16 protein-coding genes and 2 tRNA genes are annotated in these 17,598 nt (G+C 64.0%); 7 read left to right on the forward strand and 11 right to left on the reverse strand.

The annotated features are described in order from the left end of the window. Positions 1-37: 37 nt before the first annotated feature. From mutL to NMB43_RS13720, 4 genes are all read left to right on the forward strand, one after another. Positions 38-1,852 (forward strand): DNA mismatch repair endonuclease MutL, encoded by a 1,815-nt coding sequence (gene mutL, locus NMB43_RS13705; RefSeq protein ID WP_494348725.1) that lies wholly within the window; start codon positions 38-40, stop codon positions 1,850-1,852. A gap of 43 nt (positions 1,853-1,895) precedes the next feature. Then, positions 1,896-4,274 (forward strand): fatty acid cis/trans isomerase, encoded by a 2,379-nt coding sequence (locus tag NMB43_RS13710; protein WP_494348726.1) that lies wholly within the window; start codon positions 1,896-1,898, stop codon positions 4,272-4,274. Positions 4,275-4,305: 31 nt separating this feature from the next. Then, positions 4,306-5,025 carry a pseudouridine synthase gene (locus tag NMB43_RS13715; protein WP_494348727.1) on the forward strand — a complete coding sequence of 240 codons (720 nt, stop codon included), beginning with the start codon at positions 4,306-4,308 and terminating at the stop codon, positions 5,023-5,025. A gap of 81 nt (positions 5,026-5,106) precedes the next feature. Then, complete coding sequence (locus tag NMB43_RS13720) at positions 5,107-6,903, forward strand: pseudouridine synthase (RefSeq protein ID WP_494348728.1); 1,797 nt, start codon at positions 5,107-5,109, stop codon at positions 6,901-6,903. Positions 6,904-7,002: 99 nt separating this feature from the next. Here NMB43_RS13720 and NMB43_RS13725 read toward each other — a convergent pair. From NMB43_RS13725 to thrS, 9 genes are all read right to left on the reverse strand, one after another. Next, positions 7,003-7,079: transfer RNA gene (locus tag NMB43_RS13725), tRNA-Pro, on the reverse strand. A 66-nt stretch (positions 7,080-7,145) separates the two neighbouring features. Further along, positions 7,146-7,520, reverse strand: a complete 375-nt coding sequence (locus tag NMB43_RS13730; protein WP_494348729.1) for a MerR family transcriptional regulator — start codon at positions 7,518-7,520, stop codon at positions 7,146-7,148. Further along, positions 7,501-7,806, reverse strand: coding sequence for an integration host factor subunit alpha (locus NMB43_RS13735; protein WP_494348730.1), 306 nt, complete (start codon positions 7,804-7,806; stop codon positions 7,501-7,503). The genes NMB43_RS13730 and NMB43_RS13735 overlap by 20 nt, the downstream gene beginning before the upstream one ends. 16 nt (positions 7,807-7,822) lie before the next feature. Further along, a complete protein-coding gene (pheT, locus tag NMB43_RS13740) occupies positions 7,823-10,195 on the reverse strand; it encodes a phenylalanine--tRNA ligase subunit beta (protein ID WP_494348731.1) in 2,373 nt (790 codons plus the stop codon). Positions 10,196-10,204: 9 nt separating this feature from the next. Continuing rightward, complete coding sequence (gene pheS, locus NMB43_RS13745; protein ID WP_494348732.1) at positions 10,205-11,239, reverse strand: phenylalanine--tRNA ligase subunit alpha; 1,035 nt, start codon at positions 11,237-11,239, stop codon at positions 10,205-10,207. A gap of 76 nt (positions 11,240-11,315) precedes the next feature. Beyond that, positions 11,316-11,672, reverse strand: a complete 357-nt coding sequence (rplT, locus tag NMB43_RS13750) for a 50S ribosomal protein L20 (protein ID WP_494348733.1) — start codon at positions 11,670-11,672, stop codon at positions 11,316-11,318. A gap of 16 nt (positions 11,673-11,688) precedes the next feature. After that, positions 11,689-11,886, reverse strand: a complete 198-nt coding sequence (gene rpmI / locus NMB43_RS13755) for a 50S ribosomal protein L35 (RefSeq protein ID WP_494348734.1) — start codon at positions 11,884-11,886, stop codon at positions 11,689-11,691. 152 nt (positions 11,887-12,038) lie between these two features. Next, positions 12,039-12,509, reverse strand: coding sequence for a translation initiation factor IF-3 (infC, locus tag NMB43_RS13760; RefSeq protein WP_494348735.1), 471 nt, complete (start codon positions 12,507-12,509; stop codon positions 12,039-12,041). A gap of 76 nt (positions 12,510-12,585) precedes the next feature. Then, entirely contained in the window at positions 12,586-14,445 is a 1,860-nt protein-coding gene (gene thrS, locus NMB43_RS13765) for a threonine--tRNA ligase (protein WP_494352149.1), read from the reverse strand. Here thrS and NMB43_RS13770 point away from each other — a divergent pair. Continuing rightward, positions 14,356-14,607 (forward strand): hypothetical protein, encoded by a 252-nt coding sequence (locus NMB43_RS13770; RefSeq protein ID WP_494352181.1) that lies wholly within the window; start codon positions 14,356-14,358, stop codon positions 14,605-14,607. The genes thrS and NMB43_RS13770 overlap by 90 nt on opposite strands. Positions 14,608-14,682: 75 nt before the next feature. Here NMB43_RS13770 and NMB43_RS13775 read toward each other — a convergent pair. Next, a tRNA-Val gene (locus tag NMB43_RS13775) sits at positions 14,683-14,759 on the reverse strand. Between the two features lie 55 nt (positions 14,760-14,814). Further along, entirely contained in the window at positions 14,815-15,372 is a 558-nt protein-coding gene (gene orn / locus NMB43_RS13780; protein ID WP_494348736.1) for an oligoribonuclease, read from the reverse strand. A gap of 92 nt (positions 15,373-15,464) precedes the next feature. Between orn and NMB43_RS13785 the strand changes: the two genes are divergently transcribed. Further along, positions 15,465-16,712: a M48 family metallopeptidase gene (locus NMB43_RS13785; RefSeq protein ID WP_494348737.1), complete on the forward strand. Its 1,248-nt coding sequence runs from the start codon at positions 15,465-15,467 to the stop codon at positions 16,710-16,712. Next, positions 16,709-17,596 (forward strand): ribosome small subunit-dependent GTPase A, encoded by an 888-nt coding sequence (gene rsgA, locus NMB43_RS13790; protein WP_494348738.1) that lies wholly within the window; start codon positions 16,709-16,711, stop codon positions 17,594-17,596. Before NMB43_RS13785 ends, rsgA begins: the two co-directional genes overlap by 4 nt. Positions 17,597-17,598 lie beyond the last annotated feature (2 nt).

The raw sequence follows: 17,598 nt of genomic DNA on the forward strand, positions 1-17,598 counted from the left end.
GTATAATCGGGACTGACCCAGCCTCATCCGCCCCCGCATGCCCACCATCCAGAAACTCCCGGAAGTCCTGATCAACCAGATCGCCGCAGGCGAAGTCGTCGAACGCCCGGCCTCGGTGTTGAAGGAGTTGATGGAGAACAGCCTGGACGCCGGCAGCCAGTCCATCGAGGTGCAACTGGCGCAGGGCGGCATCAAGCAGTTGCGCGTGGCCGACGACGGTTGCGGCATCGACAAGGGCGACCTCGCGCTGGCCCTGGAGCGCCATGCGACGAGCAAGATCAGCTCGCTGGAAGACCTGGAGGCCGTCGGCACCATGGGCTTTCGCGGCGAGGCCTTGGCAGCCATCAGTTCGGTGGCCCGCACCCGCATCATCAGCCGGGCGATCGGTGCGACGCATGCCTGGCGCGTGACCGAGCGCGAGCGCGAGCCGGTGCCGGCCGCGCTCAACGCCGGCACGGTGGTGGAGGTGGAAGACATCTACTACAACACGCCGGCGCGACGGAAGTTCCTGAAGTCAGACGCCACCGAGTATGCACACTGCGACGACGTGTTCCGCCGCATTGCGCTGGCGCGGCCCGAGATCGGCTTCCAGCTCACCCACAACGGCCGCGTCAATCTGCGGCTCGCGGCGGGCGATGCCGAACGTCGGGCACGCGAGATCATGGGCGACGATTTCATGGCCCAGGTACGGGTGGTCGACGTGAGCAGCGGCAGCCTGCGCTTGTCCGGCTTCGCCGCGCTGCCAGCCTACGCGCGTGCCACGCGCGATGCCCAGTTCTTTTATGTGAATGGCCGCTTCGTGCGCGACAAGCTGATCCAGCATGCCTTGCGCGAAGCCTATGCCGACATCCTGCACGGCGCACGCCACCCAGCCTTCGTGTTGTTCCTCGATCTGGATCCGGCCGGTGTCGATGTGAACGTGCATCCGGCCAAGACCGAGGTGCGTTTCCGCGAAGGGCGCGCGATCCACCAGTTCGTGTTCCACGGGCTGAGCCGCGCCCTGGCCGCGCCAGTCCAGGTCGCCGCCCCGGCCACACAGCCCCTGACCTACAGCGGGCCGACCGAACAGGTGCGGCTGGCCGTCGAGGAACCCAGCCTGGCCGCACACCGCTTCGGCGGCGCCTCGCCCACCCCGCCGCGCATCGACAGCCGCCCTCCCTCGCTGGAGCGGCTCGCCAGCTTTGCGCCGACCGAGCGGGGTTTCTCCCCGCGCGACATCGAGGCGTTCGCCCGCAGCAACGCGGCATCCGCCCTGCCCCAGACCGATACTGGCGCGCCGCTGGGCTACGCGGTGGGCCAGATCCATGGCGTCTATGTGCTGGCGCAGAACGCCAGCGGCCTGATCCTCGTCGATATGCACGCGGCGCATGAGCGCATCCTGTACGAGCAGTTGAAGCATGTGCTGGAGGGCAATCCCAGTGTGCAGCGCCTGCTGATCCCGGCGGTGTTCAACGCCAGCAAGATCGAACTGGCCACCGTCGAGGAGCACGCCGAATCGCTCTCGCGCATGGGCTTCGACATCGCCGCGGCCGGCCCCAACGAGCTGGCCGTGCGCAGCGTGCCGGCGCTGCTGGCGCGCGCCAACGTCGGCGAATTGCTGCGCGCCTTGCTGGCTGAGTTGCGCGACTACCCGGCCAGTGAGGTCATCGCCGCACGACGCAACGAGTTGCTTGCCACCATGGCCTGCCATGGCGCGGTACGCGCCAACCGCCAGTTGACGATTCCCGAGATGAACGCCCTGCTGCGCGACATGGAAGCCACCGAGCGCGCCGACCAGTGCAACCACGGCCGCCCGACCTGGGTGCAGTTGTCGATGAACGAGCTGGACAAACTCTTCATGCGCGGGCAGTAAGCGCGCCTTCCCGAATCACCGCCGCCCCACGGAGACCCGGCCGATGAGACCCACCCGCCTGCTGGGCGTTGCCCTGAGTGCCTTGTTGATCGGCTGCGCCACGCTGGCCACCACCGACCTGACAGCCCTGTTCGGCCCCGCCGACCCGACCCGTTTCGACCAGCCCCGACCCGCTGCGCCGGAGTTCTCGACACCCGTCTCCTTCGAGCGCGAGGTCAAGCCCATCCTCGATGCGCGTTGCGTGGTCTGCCATGCTTGCTACGACGCGCCCTGCCAACTCAAGCTGAGCAGTTGGGAGGGGCTCACCCGCGGCGCCAGCAAGCAGCCGGTGTACGACGCGGAGCGCCTGGTCGCGGCCGAGCCGACACGACTCTACATCGACGCGGATACACCGTCCGAGTGGCGCAAGAAGGGCTTCCACCCGGTACTCAACGAGTTCGCCGACCGTGGACCAGCCGAGACACAGGCCAGCCTGCTCGCTCGCGTGCTGGACCTCAAGGATCGCCATCCGCTAACGCCGGACGAGCCGGTCAAAGGTGATCTCGATTTCTCGCTGGACCGTGCCCAGCAATGCGCCAGGATCGAGGAGTTCGACGACTTCGAGCGCAAGAAACCGCAATGGGGCATGCCTTTCGGCTTGCCTGCCCTGAACGAGCAGGAAACCGGCACGATCCGTCGCTGGCTGCAACAAGGCGCACCCTATGCAGGGCCAGCACCGATCACGCCCACCGAACGCCGTCAGGTCGAGGACTGGGAACGCTTTCTCAACGACGATGCGCTGCAGATGCAGCTCGCCAGCCGCTACATCTACGAGCACCTGTTCCTGGCCCATCTGTACTTCGCCGACCAGACACCCGCCACGCAGGCACCGCCGCGCTACTTCCGCCTGGTGCGCTCCAGCACCCCGCCGGGCCAGCCGCTGCGCGAGATCGCCACCCGCCGCCCCTTCGACGCGCCAGGCGTCGCGCGCGTTTACTACCGCCTGCGTCCCGAACAGGAAAGCATCTCGGCCAAGAGTCACATGCCGTATGCATTGGACCCGGCACGCATGGCTCGCTGGACCGAGTTATTCCTCAGAACGGGGCAGGCCGTCTCCCGACTGCCCTCCTACGATCCGGAGGTCGCCTCCAACCCCTTCCTCGCCTTCCGCGATCTGCCGGTCAGCTCACGCTACCGCTTCATGCTCGATGAAGCGCAGTTCACCATCATGGGCTTCATCAAGGGCCCGGTGTGCCGGGGCCAGACCGCGCTCAATGTGATCAACGATCACTTCTGGGTCTTCTTCCAGGACCCGGACGCGATAACCGAGGACGATGCCAGCTTCCTCGCCCGCGAGTCGCGCAAACTCGCCCTGCCGGCCGAGCACGACAGCACCAGCTTCGTACTGAGCACCTGGCTGCGCTACTCGACCCTGCAGCACAGCTACCTCCAGGCCAAGTCGGCGTACTACGCCGAACGCTTCAAGGACCCGGCGCAGGTGAGCCTCGCACTGGTGTGGAACGGCGACCAGCGCAACGACAATGCCGCCCTCACCGTCTACCGCCACTTCGACAGCGCCACGGTGCTGAAGGGGCTGGAAGGCGAGACGCCCAAAACTGCCTGGATCTTCAGCTACTCGCTGCTGGAACGCGTGCACTACCTGCTGGTTGCCGGCTACGACGTGTTCGGCAACATCGGCCACCAGTTCAACACGCGGCTTTACATGGACTTCCTGCGCATGGAGAGCGAGTTCAACTTCCTCTCCCTGTTGCCACAGGCCGAACGCATCCCGACCCGCGACCGTTGGTATCGCATGGCGCCGGACGGCGTGAAGGACCTGGTCTATGGCAAGTACGCCTTCTTCGCCCAGGAAAGCGGCATCCGCTACCAGCCCGGAATGCCCGCCGACCGCCAGTTGATGGCCATGCTGCACGCCCATCTGCAGCCGGTCCTGCGGACCGGCCACGCCCGCGTGCAGATCGGTGAGTCGCCGCTGCACCAGCATCTTGATGCGCTCTCCGCCCTGCGCGGCAGCGCCCTGCAGTGGCTGCCCGAGTTGAGCCTGCTACGCATCGAAGACCCCGGCATGCCGCCGCGCACCCTGAGCCTGCTGCGCAACACCGCGCACCTGAACGTGACCCATCTGCTGTCGGAAAGCCGCGCCGTGGTGCCCGCCGAATACACGCTGGACGTGCTGGACGGTTTCGTCGGCGCCTACCCCAATGCCATCTTCCGCCTGCGCCGCAGCGAGCTACCTGCCTTCACCGCCCAGCTCGCCGCACTCAAGGGCGAAAAGGACTATGCCGCGCTCATGGGTCGCTTCGGCGTACGCCGCAGCAGCCCGAGCTTCTGGCCGCTCAGCGACGCGCTGCATGCCGACTACCAGGCGCGCGAACCCATCGCCTCCGGCCTGCTCGACTACAACCGGTTGGAAAACCGTTGATGCGATAATCAGCGCTTTACGCGGCAACAAGATGCAACTCGACAGAATCCTCCAGTCCCAAGGCTTCGGCTCCCGCAAGGAGTGCCGCGGTCTCGTGCGCGATGGCGCGGTAAAGGTCGGCGGCCAGGTCATCACCGACCCGTTCGTGGAATTCGACACTGCCGGCTTCATCTTCGAGATCGACGACTGGGAGTGGGAGTACGCCGAGCAGGTCTACATCGCCCTCAACAAGCCGGCCGGCTACGAGTGCTCGCACAAGCCCAAGCACAACGAGAGCGTCTATCACCTGCTGCCCGACCCGCTGGTCGCGCGCAACGTGCAGAGCGTGGGCCGGCTTGATGTCGATACCACCGGCCTGCTGCTGTTCTCCGACGACGGCCAGTTCATCCACGCCATATCCTCGGCCAAGCGCCAGGTCACCAAGACCTACCAGGCCGAGACGGCCGCGCCGGTCGACGATGCCCTGATCGCCCGCCTGCTCGACGGCGTGCAACTGCATGACGAACCGGAGCCGGTACTCGCCCTGGCGGCGCGCAAGCTGGCCGACCGACGACTCGAATTGGTCGTGGATCAAGGCAAGTACCACCTCGTCAAGCGCATGATCGCGGCGGCCGGCAACCATGTGGCGCAGTTGCACCGCACGGCCGTCGGCCAACTCTCGCTGGACGACGGCAGCCTGCCCGAGCTGGAGCCCAGCGACTGGTGCTATCTGCGCCCCAAACACCTGGAATTGCTGGGCTACCACCCCTGAGCGGGCGCCCCGGCACATCCCCTCCTACACTGCAAAGCATGCAGCGCATGCCGCCTCTGCCTGACCCGGATCGACCCCCTGATGCCTGACACCAAGAAACGCAGCACCCTGTCCCTGCCCGCCAAGGCCGCAGAAGACAGCACCAAGCCCCGCACCCGGGCGCCGATCCGCGGCGGCGCGACCAAGCCGCGCCGCGGTGCCGGCGACCCCGCGCCCGAAAAACCCGCGCGCAGCCCACGCCCGCCGCGCGACGACGCCGCCCCGCGCCGGCCCCGAGATACCGCTGCCGGCGCACGCGACACCGACAGGTATGCCGACCGTCCGCCTCGTCGCAACACGGACGCCTCCGGCGCGCGCGATGAACGTCCTGGCGAGCGCCGCAGCTTTGCGCCACGTCGCGACGCACACGAAGCCCCTGCCCACCCGCGCCGGGACGATGCACGTCCTCCCTACCGTGAAGGTGAGCCGCGCGCAGACCGTTTCCGCGAGACGCGGGACGAGCGCCCTCGCCGTGAAGCGACGGACCGACCGCGTCGCGATCCAGGCGATCGGCCGCGCCAGGAAGGATTCGAGCGCCGCCCGACACGCGATGCGCAGCGAGCGGGAGAACGCCCGCCTCGCCGCTTCGACGAACGCGAGGCACCACGCGCACCGCGCGGCCCCCGCCGCGATGAGGGTTTCCGCGGGGAGGAACGCCGCCCGGCCCGCAACCGAGATGGCGAGAACTTCGCTCCCCGAGATTCGCGCCCCCCGCGCGACGAACGCCGCGGCTTCGGCCCGCGCACGGCGGATGAGAGCACGCCACGACGTACTGACGACACGGAGCGCCCCGCCCGCCAAGCACGCGAGGCCGCCCCTTATGCTGAAACAGGTGAACGGACACGTCGCCCCAGCTATGCCGAACGCGACGCCGAGCGCGGCTCCCACGCACGCCGCTCACGCGGCGAGGACGGCCAGCACGATAGCCCGCCCCCCGCTCGCGTGCGATCACAACAAGAAGACACGCCGCGCCCACGTCGGCGCTTTGCTGAGGTCGAAGCCGAGCTGGCACAACGCGAGCGCCCCGCTGCCCATCGCGAGGAAGAAGCGCCCCGCCGCCCCGCAGCCCCTCGTCACGCACCCCCGGCACATGAACATGAAGATCCGGCAGGCGCGATGCGCCTCTCCAAGCGAATGGCTGAGCTGGGCCTGTGTTCACGCCGCGAGGCCGACGAGTACATCGAGCGCGGCTGGGTCAAAGTCGATGGCGTCATCGTCGACGAGCTGGGCAGCAAAGTGCTGCCGGAGCAGAAGATCGAACTCGCACGCGTGGCCGAGGCCGCGCAGAACCGCCGTGTGACCATTCTGCTCAACAAACCCATCGGCTACGTCTCCGGCCAGGCCGAAGATGGTTACGAACCCGCCGCCGTGCTGATCACCGCCGCCAACCAGTGGAGCGAGGATCCGACCCGCCGCCCGTATGACGCGCGCATCGTCCGCAAGCTCGCCCCGGCCGGCCGCCTGGACATCGACTCCACCGGCCTGCTGGTGCTCACGCAAGACGGCCGCATCGCCAAAGCCCTGATCGGCGAGTACAGCGACATCGAAAAGGAATACCTGGTGCGCGTGGAGGGCCGCCTTACCGAGAAAGGCTTCAAACTGCTCAACCACGGCCTGATGCTGGACGGTGTCGAGCTGCAGCCGGCCAAGGTGAGCTGGCAGAACGAGGACCAATTACGCTTCGTGCTGCGCGAGGGCCGCAAGCGCCAGATCCGCCGCATGTGCGAACTGGTGGGCCTGCGCGTCGTCGGCCTCAAGCGCATCCGCATCGGCCGTGTGAAACTCGCCAAGCTGCCAGTTGGCCAGTGGCGCTACCTGGGCGAGCACGAGGAGTTCTAGTTGATTCTTGCGCCAACAAAAAGCCCGCAAATCGCGGGCTTTTTGTTGGACTTCCGGAAAGCAAAAGGCCAATCCGGAGATTGGCCTTTCGTATTCAATTGGTCGGGGCGGCGGGATTCGAACTCGCGACCCCTTGCACCCCATGCAAGTGCGCTACCAGGCTGCGCTACGCCCCGACACGAGCTGCGCATTATAGCAGACGAAGCCCAGTCTGCACGACTGGAACTACAAAAAAGCCCGTCTCAGGCGCGCAGAATTTCAAGCAGGTTGATCAGCTCGGTGCGCACACTCAACAAGGTCGCACGCTCGCGTTCGGCCTGGTCGATGACCTCATGCTCCAGCTCGGCGACCTCTTCCAGCCGGTTGCGCGCACCGCTGATCGTGAATCCATCGCGGTACAACAGCTCGCGGATACGCCGCACCAGCAAGACCTCATGGTGCTGGTAGTAACGCCGGTTGCCGCGCCGCTTGACCGGGCGTAGCTGGGTGAACTCCTGCTCCCAATAACGCAGCACATGCGGCTTGACGCCGCACAATTCGCTCACCTCGCCAATCGTGAAGTAACGCTTGGCAGGGATCGGGGGTAGCTCTAGCGGTTCAGGGCTGTCGCTCAACATGGCTCAGTTCTTCAACTGCGGCCTTCAGTTTCTGACTGGCGTGGAAGGTCACAACACGCCGGGCGGTAATGGGAATCTCTTCTCCCGTCTTCGGGTTCCGCCCCGGACGTTGTGGTTTGTCACGCAACTGGAAGTTGCCGAACCCGGACAGCTTAACCTCTTCGCCACGGCCCAGCGCGTTACGTATTTCCTCAAAGAAGCCTTCGACCATGTCCTTGGCTTCGCGCTTGTTGAGGCCAACCTTGTCGAACAACAGGTCGGCCAGTTCTGCTTTTGTCAGCGTCATGACTCAATCGTTCTATTTATGCGCGCAATTCCGCACCGAAGCGCTGGGCGGCCAGATCGACCAGACCACGCATTGCCTGCTCGATCTCCGCCTCTTCGAGCGTGCGTTCAGTGTGCTGCAGCACCGCCCGAAGCGCAACGCTCTTGTGCGAGGCTTCGATACCCTTGCCCGTATAGACATCAAAGACTTGCAGCGATTTCACCACCTCATCCGCAGCCTTTTCCAGGGCTGCCAGCAACTCGCCGACAGGGAGGGTCGCAGGCACGACGAGTGCCAGGTCACGCTGCACGGAAGGCAGCTTGGTGACCTCTCGGTAGGCCGGTACATGCGCGGCCAGCACCGCATCCAGTTCCAGCTCGAACAGCACCGGCGCACTGCCCAGCTCATACTTTTGCACCCAGGCCGGATGCAGCTCACCGATCACGCCAATCTGGCGACCATCCAGGCTCACGCTGGCGCAACGGCCAGGATGCAGCGCAGGATGTGTCGTGACAGCAAAGGTCGCCCCCGGCAGCAAGGCTTCAACGTCCGCCTTCACATCGTAGAAGTCAATCTTGCGTGTCGTCGCCCCCCACTGCTCGGCGACAGCCGGTCCCCAGGCCAGAGCCGCCACGCGCTGCGGTTGGTGATAACCGGCGACGGGCTGTTCCATCGTCGTGCGTTCGAAGCAACGCCCGATTTCGAACAGCCGCACCCGCCCGGCGCGACGGCGCAGATTGGTCGACAGCACGCCGACCAGGCCACCGATCAGGCTGCTGCGCATGACTGACATCTGGCTGGCGATCGGATTGGCCAGGCGGATCGGTGTCGTGTTGCCCGCGAAATCGGCCTCCCAGCCCTCTTCCACGAAGGCGAAACTGATCACCTCCTGGTAGTCTCGACCGGCCAACTGGTGACGCAGCACATGCACCGGACGCGCAGTTTCGGTGCGTGGCAACATCGTGGTCGGCGCCACCAGCGGCAGGGCCGGGATGTTGTCGTAACCGTGCACACGGGCGACCTCCTCGATCAGGTCTTCCTCGATCTGGATGTCAAAACGGTAGCTGGGCGGCGTGACACTGAACGTTTCCCCCTGAGCGGCCACGACAAAGCCGAGGCGCTCGAAGGCCGCACGCATGTCGGCGTCGCTGACGTCTACGCCCAACACGCGACGCGCGCGTAGCGGGCGGAAGGCAACAGCGGCACGCTGCGGCAACGCGTCGGTGGCCACCGCTTCCTGTGCGGGGCCCGCCTGTCCGCCACAGATGTCCAGCAGCAGCGCGGTGGCTCGCTCCATAGCCTGCGCGGCCAAGGCGAAATCCACACCGCGCTCGAAACGATGCGAGGCGTCAGAAGAGAAGCCCAGGGCACGGGCACGACCGACGATGGCGTCCGGCTGGAAGAAGGCCGACTCCAGGAACACATTGCGCGTCGTGTCAGTCACGCCACTCTCTTCGCCGCCCATGACACCGGCAAGCGCAAGTACGCGCGACTCATCGGTGATCAGCAGCGTATCGGCCGCCGGCTCGACGACCTGGCCATTGAGCAGTTCCAGTTTGTCACCGGCACGCGGCATGCGCACGACAATGGCACCCGACAGCTTGTCGTTGTCGAAGGCATGCATGGGCTGACCCAGCTCCAGCATGACGTAGTTCGTGATGTCGACGACAGCACTGATCGAGCGCACGCCGCAACGCTCCAGGCGCTGGCGCATCCAGGCCGGCGTCGGCGCGGCGGGATTGACCCCCGTGATCACACGGCCAACGTAGCGCGGGCAGCCTTGCGGCGCCTCCAGGCGCACGGGGCGGGCATCGTTCGTAGCCGCGTTAACCGGCGTCACGGTGGGCAGAGACAGCGGCGTTGCCGTCAAGGCGGCCAGTTCGCGTGCGATGCCGGCGAGGCTGAGGCAGTCGGCACGGTTCGGCGTCAGCTTGATAGTGATCTTGCGGTCGTCCAGCGCGAGATAGTCACGCACATTGGCACCGACCGGCGCATCCTCGGGCAGCACAAGCAGACCGTCATGATCCTGCGACATGCCCAGCTCATCAGCCGAACACATCATGCCGTTGGATTCCACGCCGCGCAGCTTGGCCGCCTTGATCTCAAAGCCCGGTAGCTTGGCCCCCACCGTGGCGCAAGGAGCCTTCATACCGGCCACGACATTGGGCGCGCCGCAGACGATCTGTTGCAACTGGCCGGTCCCGATGTCGACCATGCACACCTTCAGCTTGTCGGCGTTCGGGTGCTTCTCGAAGGACACGATCTGCGCCACGACCACGCCGGTGAACGGCGGCGCGACGGCATCGACCTCTTCCACCTCAAGGCCGGCCATGGTCAGCAGATGGCACAGCGCGTCGCTATCCAGCGCGGGATTGCACAGGCTGCGCAGCCATTGTTCGGAAAACTGCATAGCGAAAACCTAGTCCTTGAATTGAGTCAGGAAACGCAGATCGTTCTCGAAGAACAGTCGCAGATCATTGATGCCATAGCGCAGCATCGTGAGGCGATCCAGGCCCATGCCGAAGGCAAAACCGGTATAGCGCGCCGGATCGATACCGCCGTTCTTCAGTACGTTGGGGTGGACCATGCCGCAGCCGGCGATCTCCAACCAACGTCCCTTGTTGGGACCGCTCATGAAGGCGAAGTCGATCTCGGCCGAGGGTTCGGTGAACGGGAAGAAGGACGGACGGAAGCGCACCTGGAGCTCATCGGTCTCGAAGAAGCGCTTCAGGAAGTCGATGATCACGCCCTTGAGGCCCGCGAAGCTGATGGCCTCGCCCACCCACAGGCCTTCAACCTGGTGGAACATCGGCGAGTGCGTCGCATCGGAATCGACACGATAGACGCGCCCCGGCGCGATGACGCGCAGCTCGGGCATGACGTCCGCATCGGCATGGCGCGCCGAGTGCGCCTGCATGGCACGGATCTGCACCGGGCTGGTATGCGTACGCAGCAGCACGCCCTCAGCGTCCTGCAGGTAGAAAGTGTCGTGCATCGAACGCGCGGGATGATTGTCCGGCGTGTTCAGTGCGGTGAAGTTGTGCCAGTCGCCCTCGATTTCGGGGCCGTCGGCCACTTCGAAGCCGATGGAGCGGAACAGGGTCTCGAAGCGCTCCAGCGTACGCGTGACCGGATGCAATCCGCCCCACCCGGCACCACGGCCCGGCAGCGTCACGTCCAACGCTTCGGCACGCAGTTGCGTTTCCAGTTGCGCGTTGCGCAAGGCCTCGCGGCGCGCTTCCAGCGCAGCCTCGACGGCAGTCTTGCAACGGTTGATTTCGGCACCGGCGGCGCGACGCGCCTCCGGATCCAGCTTGCCGAGGCCCTTGAGCAACTCGGTGAGGCTGCCACTCTTGCCAAGGAACTTTGCCTTGGCCTGCTCCAGCGCGGGAGCGTCCGATGCGGCGGCAAACGCGGCCGTCGCTTCATTCAGGATCTGGTCGAGGTTTTCCACGCCAATCTTCTCGATGCCGAACAACAATAATCAAAAAAAAAGGAGGCTGAGCCTCCTTTTTTCCAGCTCTGTGAGCTTAAGCCAGCTTGGCCTTGGCTTGTTCTGCCAGCGCCGCAAACGCGGGCTTGTCGAACACGGCCAGGTCGGCCAGAACCTTGCGGTCCACTTCGATGGCAGCCTTCTTCAGGCCGTTCATGAAGCGGCTGTAGGTCAGGCCCAGCTCGCGGGCCGCCGCGTTGATACGCGCGATCCACAGCTGACGGAACTGACGCTTGCGCTGACGACGGTCACGGTACTGGTACTGACCGGCCTTCATCACCGCTTCTTTGGCAATACGGTATACGTTCTTGCGACGGCCGCGGTAACCCTTGGCCTTGTCGAGAACCTTCTTGTGACGGGCGCGAGCCGTTACACCACGCTTAACTCGGGGCATCTTTTATCTCCTCTCGTTATGCGTAAGGCATCATTGCGTGGATACGGGCGGTATCGGTGTCGTGCACCCCCGTCATGCCGCGCAGCTGGCGCTTGTTCTTGGTGGTCTTCTTGGTCAGGATGTGGCGCTTGAACGCTTGCGAGCGCTTGACGCTGCCACTGGCGCGGACCTTGAAACGCTTGGCCGCGCCGGACTTGGTCTTCATCTTCGGCATTGCATTACTCCAGTTGTTTGAACATGACGGCCGGTGGTCTGCGAACAACAAAGACTTGCTAGACGCTTGCTTACCGGAAATCACTTGTTTTGCAGCCGCTTACGGCGCCGCTGCCGACCGCTCGGAGCCTCCTTGCGGAAACTCCTGAATCCTTACTGCTTCTTCTTCGGCGCCAGCACCATCACCATCTGGCGGCCTTCCAGCTTGGGGAACTGCTCCACAACACCCAGTTCTTCCAGGTCGCTCTTGATGCGTTCCAGCTGTCGCACACCGAATTCCTGGTGGGCCATTTCACGCCCTCGGAAACGCAGGGTCACCTTGACCTTGTCGCCCTCGGTGAGGAACTTGACCATGTTTCGCATCTTGATCTGGTAGTCGTTCTCATCAGTCTGCGGACGAAGCTTCACCTCTTTAACCTGGATCTGCTTCTGCTTCAGCTTGGCTTCGTGCGCCCGCTTCTGCTCCTGATACTTGAACTTGCCGTAATCCATCAGACGGCAAACTGGGGGCTTGGCCTGTGGCGCAATTTCCACCAGATCGACTTCTGCTTCCTCGGCCATGGTCAGCGCCTGCTGGATCGAAACGATACCCAGTTGCTCGCTGTCCTCTCCTACCAACCGCACTTCAGAAACATTGATTTCCCGATTGATGCGGTGCGACTTGTCTTGTGCTATGGCTCGGCTCTCCGAAAATTAAAAATTAAGCGCCCTCGCCGCGGGATTCCACCTCGCGCCGAAGTCGCTCGACCAACTCGCTGACGGGCATCACGCCCAGATCCTGGCCGCCCCGCGCACGCACGGCGACGGTACCCGCTGCCTTTTCCTTGTCGCCTGCAACCAGCAGGTAGGGCAGCTTTTGCAAGCTATGTTCGCGGATTTTATAGGTAATTTTCTCGTTCCGCAAATCCGCTTCGGCGCGCAGCCCATTGGCGAGCAGCGTTTGCGTCACTTCCGCCACGTAGTCGGCCTGGCCTTCCGAGATATTCATGACCACGACCTGGGTCGGTGCAAGCCACAAGGGGAAGGCGCCGCCGAAGTTCTCGATCAGGATGCCCAGGAAGCGCTCCAGCGAACCCAGAATGGCGCGATGCAGCATCACAGGACGCTGGCGAGAGTTGTCCTCGGCCACATATTCCGCCCCCAGGCGCTCAGGCAGCACGAAATCGAGCTGCAGCGTACCGCACTGCCAGGAACGGCCGAGCGCATCCTTGATGTGGTATTCGATCTTGGGGCCGTAGAAGGCGCCCTCACCCGGCAACTCTTCCCACTCCTTGCCAGAAGCCTTGAGTGCAGCGCGCAGACCCGCCTCGGCACGATCCCAGACGTCGTCGGAACCAGCGCGCTTCTCGGGACGCAGCGCCAGTTTGACGGCCACGTCATGGAAGCCAAAGTCCTTGTAGACGCTCATCAGCAGCGCATCGAAAGCCTTCGCCTCGGACTCGATCTGCTCCTCGGTACAGAAGATGTGCGCATCGTCCTGCACGAAGCCGCGCACGCGCATCAGACCGTGCAGCGCGCCAGAGGGCTCATTGCGATGACAGGAACCGAATTCGGCCAAGCGCAAAGGCAGGTCGCGGTAAGAGCGCAGACCGTGATTGAAGATCTGCACGTGCCCCGGGCAGTTCATGGGCTTCACTGCGTAGTCGCGCTTCTCGGACTCCGTTGTGAACATGTTGTCGCGGTAGTTCTCCCAATGGCCGGACTTCTCCCACAACACCCGATCCATGATCATGGGCGTACGGACCTCGTCGTAGCCGGCCTTGATCAGGCGACCACGCATGTATTGCTCGACGGCCTGCCACAGCGTCCAGCCCTTGGGATGCCAGAACACCATGCCGGGCGCCTCGTCCTGCATGTGGAACAGGTCCAGTTGCTTGCCGAGGCGGCGGTGGTCGCGCTTCTCTGCCTCTTCCAGCATGTGCAGGTAGGCTTCCAGCTCTTCCTTCTTGGCCCAGGCCGTACCGTAGATGCGCTGCAGTTGCGCGTTCTTGGCATCGCCACGCCAGTAGGCGCCGGCCACCTTCATCAGCTTGAAGAACTTGAGCTTGCCGGTGGACGGCACGTGCGGGCCACGGCACAGATCGATGAAATCGCCTTCGCGATACAGCGAGATCGTCTCGCCCGACGGGATGGCGCCAATCAGCTCGGCCTTGTAGTGCTCGCCCATGCCTTCGAAGAACTTGACCGCTTCGTCACGATCCCACTCCTCGCGCGTGACGCGGATGTCCTTCTTGGACAACTCAGTCATGCGCTTCTCGATGGCTTCCAGGTCTTCCGGCGTGAAGGGGCGCGAATAGGCGAAGTCGTAGTAGAAGCCGTGCTCCACGACCGGGCCGATAGTGACCTGAGCGTCGGGAAACAGCTCCTTGACTGCATAAGCCAGCAAGTGGGCGGTGGAGTGCCGAATGATCTCCAGCCCATCCGCATCCTTCTCAGTCACGATTGCCAAGCTCGCATCGCCCGCAATGACATGCGTGGTATCGACCAGCCTGCCGTCAACACGGCCAGCAAGGGCGGCCTTGGCAAGGCCGGCGCCAATGGAGGCTGCCACATCGAACACGGATACGGGGGCTTCAAAGCTGCGTACGGAACCGTCAGGAAGCGTGATATTGGGCATGGTGCTTTCTCGCTGCTTGAATATCTGGACTGGATGCTTGCGGCAAAAAAAAAGTGCGGCCAAGCCGCACTTTTTTCTTCAGGTCAAACTGTGTCTGAAGTCTGAAAAAATATTCCGGCTTGATTACGAGAAATGTCGAGACCAAGTTCGGAACAGCATTTTCAACTCCGTCCAAAAATTTGGTAGGCGCGATTGGACTCGAACCAACGACCCCCACCATGTCAAGGTGGTGCTCTAACCAACTGAGCTACGCGCCTGAAGAGCTAAGCATTATAGCGGGCGAATCAGTCTTGTCAAACCTGCTGCGCGCCATCAAGCCGATGGCGGCAAGCGCAAGAAGTTATCGCGGTAGTGTTTCAGCTCGGCGATGGACTCCAGGATATCGGCGAGTGCGGTATGCGCGCCGCGCTTCTGCACACCGTTGAACACTTCGGGGTTCCAACGACGCGCCAGTTCCTTGAGGGTGGATACGTCCAGGTTGCGATAGTGGAAATAGGCTTCAAGCTTGGGCATCCAGCGCGCCATGAAGCGGCGGTCCTGCCCGATCGAGTTGCCGCACATGGGTGAAGTACGCGAGGGCACGTACTGCTTCATCCATTCCAGCAGGATCTGCTCGGCCTGCGCGTCGTCGACGGTCGAGGCCTTGACGCGGTCGATCAGGCCCGAGCGGCCATGTGTGTTCTTGTTCCACTCGTCCATCGCGTCCAGTACGGCATCGGGTTGATGCACGGCGATCACCGGGCTCTCTGCCACGGTATTGAGCTGCGGATCGGTGACGATCATGGCGACCTCGATGATGCGGTCGCGGTCCGGTTCCAGGCCGGTCATCTCCATGTCCAGCCAAACGAGGTAGTTCTGGTCCTGTGCCATAATTCCGGCGCATTCACGCGCCACTCCAAACGATTCAGAGGCCGGATTGTCTCACGCACATCCCGCTCTGAATGCACTGCCCCCTCCCGATCATGAACGCATCCAGCTTTACTCTGCTGTTCCTGCTTGCCTTCGCCATCAACGTCGGTTTGCGCCTGTGGTTGAGTTTGCGCCAGGCCAGCCACGTGGCGGCACATCGCACGACCGTACCCACCGCGTTCGCAACCAGTATCACTCTGGATGAGCACCAGAAGGCCGCTGACTACACGCTGGCCAAGGGCAAGCTGGGACGCACCGATCTGGTGGTATCCAGCTTGTGGCTGCTGGTGCTGACACTGGGCGGCGGATTGCAATATCTGTATGAATTGGCCGCACAGGTCTTCGCAGCAGGTGGGCTGTGGCACGGGGTAGCCCTGTTCGGACTGCTCGCCATCGCAGGCTTCATTGTCGACCTGCCGATCTCGCTCTACAGCACCTTCAAACTCGAAGCGCTCTTCGGCTTCAATCGCATGACGCCAGCCCTGTTCCTTGCCGACACCCTCAAGCAAGCCCTGCTGGCCGTGCTGCTGGGCGTGCCCATCCTGTGGGCCGTGCTGTGGCTGATGCAGCAGATGGGCAGCCTTTGGTGGCTATGGGTATGGGCATTCTGGCTAAGCCTGAACCTGGTCATGATGGTGGTCTATCCACTCTTCATCGCGCCGCTGTTCAACAAGTTCGAGCCACTCGCGGACGACGGCCTCAAGGCGCGCGTCGAAGCGCTGCTGGCCCGCTGCGGCTTCCGCTCCAAGGGCTTGTTCGTGATGGATGGCTCCAAGCGATCGGCGCATGGCAACGCCTATTTCACCGGCTTCGGTGCGGGCAAGCGCATCGTTTTCTTCGATACCTTGCTCAAGTCGCTGGAGCCCACCGAAGTGGAGGCCGTGCTGGCGCATGAGCTAGGCCACTTCAAGCATCGCCACCTATGGAAGCGCATTGCGGTCATGGGCACAGCCAGCCTCGCGCTGCTGGCACTGCTCGGCGCCCTGATCCAGCAAGCCTGGTTCTATGCCGGACTGGGTGTCACGGCGCAGGACAACGCCGTTGCACTGATCCTGTTCTCGCTGGTGCTACCGATCTTCCTGTTCCCGCTGACGCCGCTGACCAGTATGTGGTCCCGCCGGCATGAGTTCGAAGCGGACGCCTACGCAAGCCAGCAGGCGCAAGCCAGCGACCTCGTCAGCGCACTGGTCAAACTGTACAAGGAGAACGCGGCGACCCTGACACCCGACCCACTGCATTCGCTGTTCTACGATTCTCACCCCCCGGCCGCGATCCGCATCGCGCGGCTCCAGGGCCAATGAGTCTGCAGCGCGGCCGCGTGGTCGCCGCCCATGGTCGTCAATATGAAGTGCGCACGGACGACGGCCATAGCCTGCTGTGCTTTCCGCGCGCCAAGAAGAGCGTGTTTGCCTGCGGCGACGAGGTGGAATTCTCGCCGGCCGGAGACGGCCTGGGCGCCATCGAGACCCTGCTGCCGCGCCGCAACCTGCTGTATCGGGCCGATGCCTGGAAGCAGAAGCTGATCGCGGCCAACCTGACACAGGTCGTCATCGTGGTCGCCACCGAACCGGGTTTCAACGACGATCTGATCTCGCGCTGCCTGTGCGCGGCCGAGTCGCAGGATATCCCGGCGCTGATCGTACTGAACAAGTGCGATCTGACCGCGAACCTGGAGCGCGCGCGCGAGCAACTGGCGCAGTTCCCGCCCATCGGCTACCCGGTGCTGGAACTGGCGGCGACGCAGGACGTGGCGCCGCTGCGCGCACGCCTGCAAGGTGAAGTGAGCCTGCTGGTGGGTCAGTCCGGCATGGGCAAGTCGACGCTGACCAATGCATTGATTCCGGAAGCCGAAGCCCCGACGCGCGAGATCTCGGAAGTGCTGGACTCCGGCAAGCACACCACCACGCATGCGCGCTTCTACGATCTGCCGGAAGGTGGCGCGCTGATCGACAGCCCGGGTCTACAGATGTTCGGTCTCGCGCATCTGGGGATCGGCGAGATCGAGGCCGCTTTCCCGGAAATCCGCAGCTTCCTCGGTACCTGCCGCTTCCGCGACTGCAAGCATGAGAACGAACCGGACTGCGCGGTAAGGCTAGCCGTGAGCGAAGGCCGCATGTCGCCGCGTCGCCATCTCGCCCTGGTGCGCCTGCTGGCGGAACGACGTCAGGCCAAGACAACCTACTGAGC

The sequence above is a fragment of the Uliginosibacterium sangjuense genome (assembly GCF_059132465.1).

Bases quoted from the DNA above. Each gene is read 5' to 3' on its own strand.
- NMB43_RS13715 (WP_494348727.1), top strand. From the start codon at position 4,306: ATGCAACTCGACAGAATCCTCCAGTCCCAAGGCTTCGGCTCCCGCAAG.
- NMB43_RS13735 (WP_494348730.1), bottom strand. From the start codon at position 7,806: ATGACGCTGACAAAAGCAGAACTGGCCGACCTGTTGTTCGACAAGGTT.
- rplT (WP_494348733.1), bottom strand. From the start codon at position 11,672: ATGCCCCGAGTTAAGCGTGGTGTAACGGCTCGCGCCCGTCACAAGAAG.
- NMB43_RS13710 (WP_494348726.1), top strand. From the start codon at position 1,896: ATGAGACCCACCCGCCTGCTGGGCGTTGCCCTGAGTGCCTTGTTGATC.
- rsgA (WP_494348738.1), top strand. From the start codon at position 16,709: ATGAGTCTGCAGCGCGGCCGCGTGGTCGCCGCCCATGGTCGTCAATAT.
- NMB43_RS13785 (WP_494348737.1), top strand. From the start codon at position 15,465: ATGAACGCATCCAGCTTTACTCTGCTGTTCCTGCTTGCCTTCGCCATC.
- mutL (WP_494348725.1), top strand. From the start codon at position 38: ATGCCCACCATCCAGAAACTCCCGGAAGTCCTGATCAACCAGATCGCC.
- NMB43_RS13730 (WP_494348729.1), bottom strand. From the start codon at position 7,520: ATGTTGAGCGACAGCCCTGAACCGCTAGAGCTACCCCCGATCCCTGCC.
- NMB43_RS13770 (WP_494352181.1), top strand. From the start codon at position 14,356: ATGCGTGGTATCGACCAGCCTGCCGTCAACACGGCCAGCAAGGGCGGC.
- orn (WP_494348736.1), bottom strand. From the start codon at position 15,372: ATGGCACAGGACCAGAACTACCTCGTTTGGCTGGACATGGAGATGACC.
- rpmI (WP_494348734.1), bottom strand. From the start codon at position 11,886: ATGCCGAAGATGAAGACCAAGTCCGGCGCGGCCAAGCGTTTCAAGGTC.
- NMB43_RS13720 (WP_494348728.1), top strand. From the start codon at position 5,107: ATGCCTGACACCAAGAAACGCAGCACCCTGTCCCTGCCCGCCAAGGCC.
- pheT (WP_494348731.1), bottom strand. From the start codon at position 10,195: ATGCAGTTTTCCGAACAATGGCTGCGCAGCCTGTGCAATCCCGCGCTG.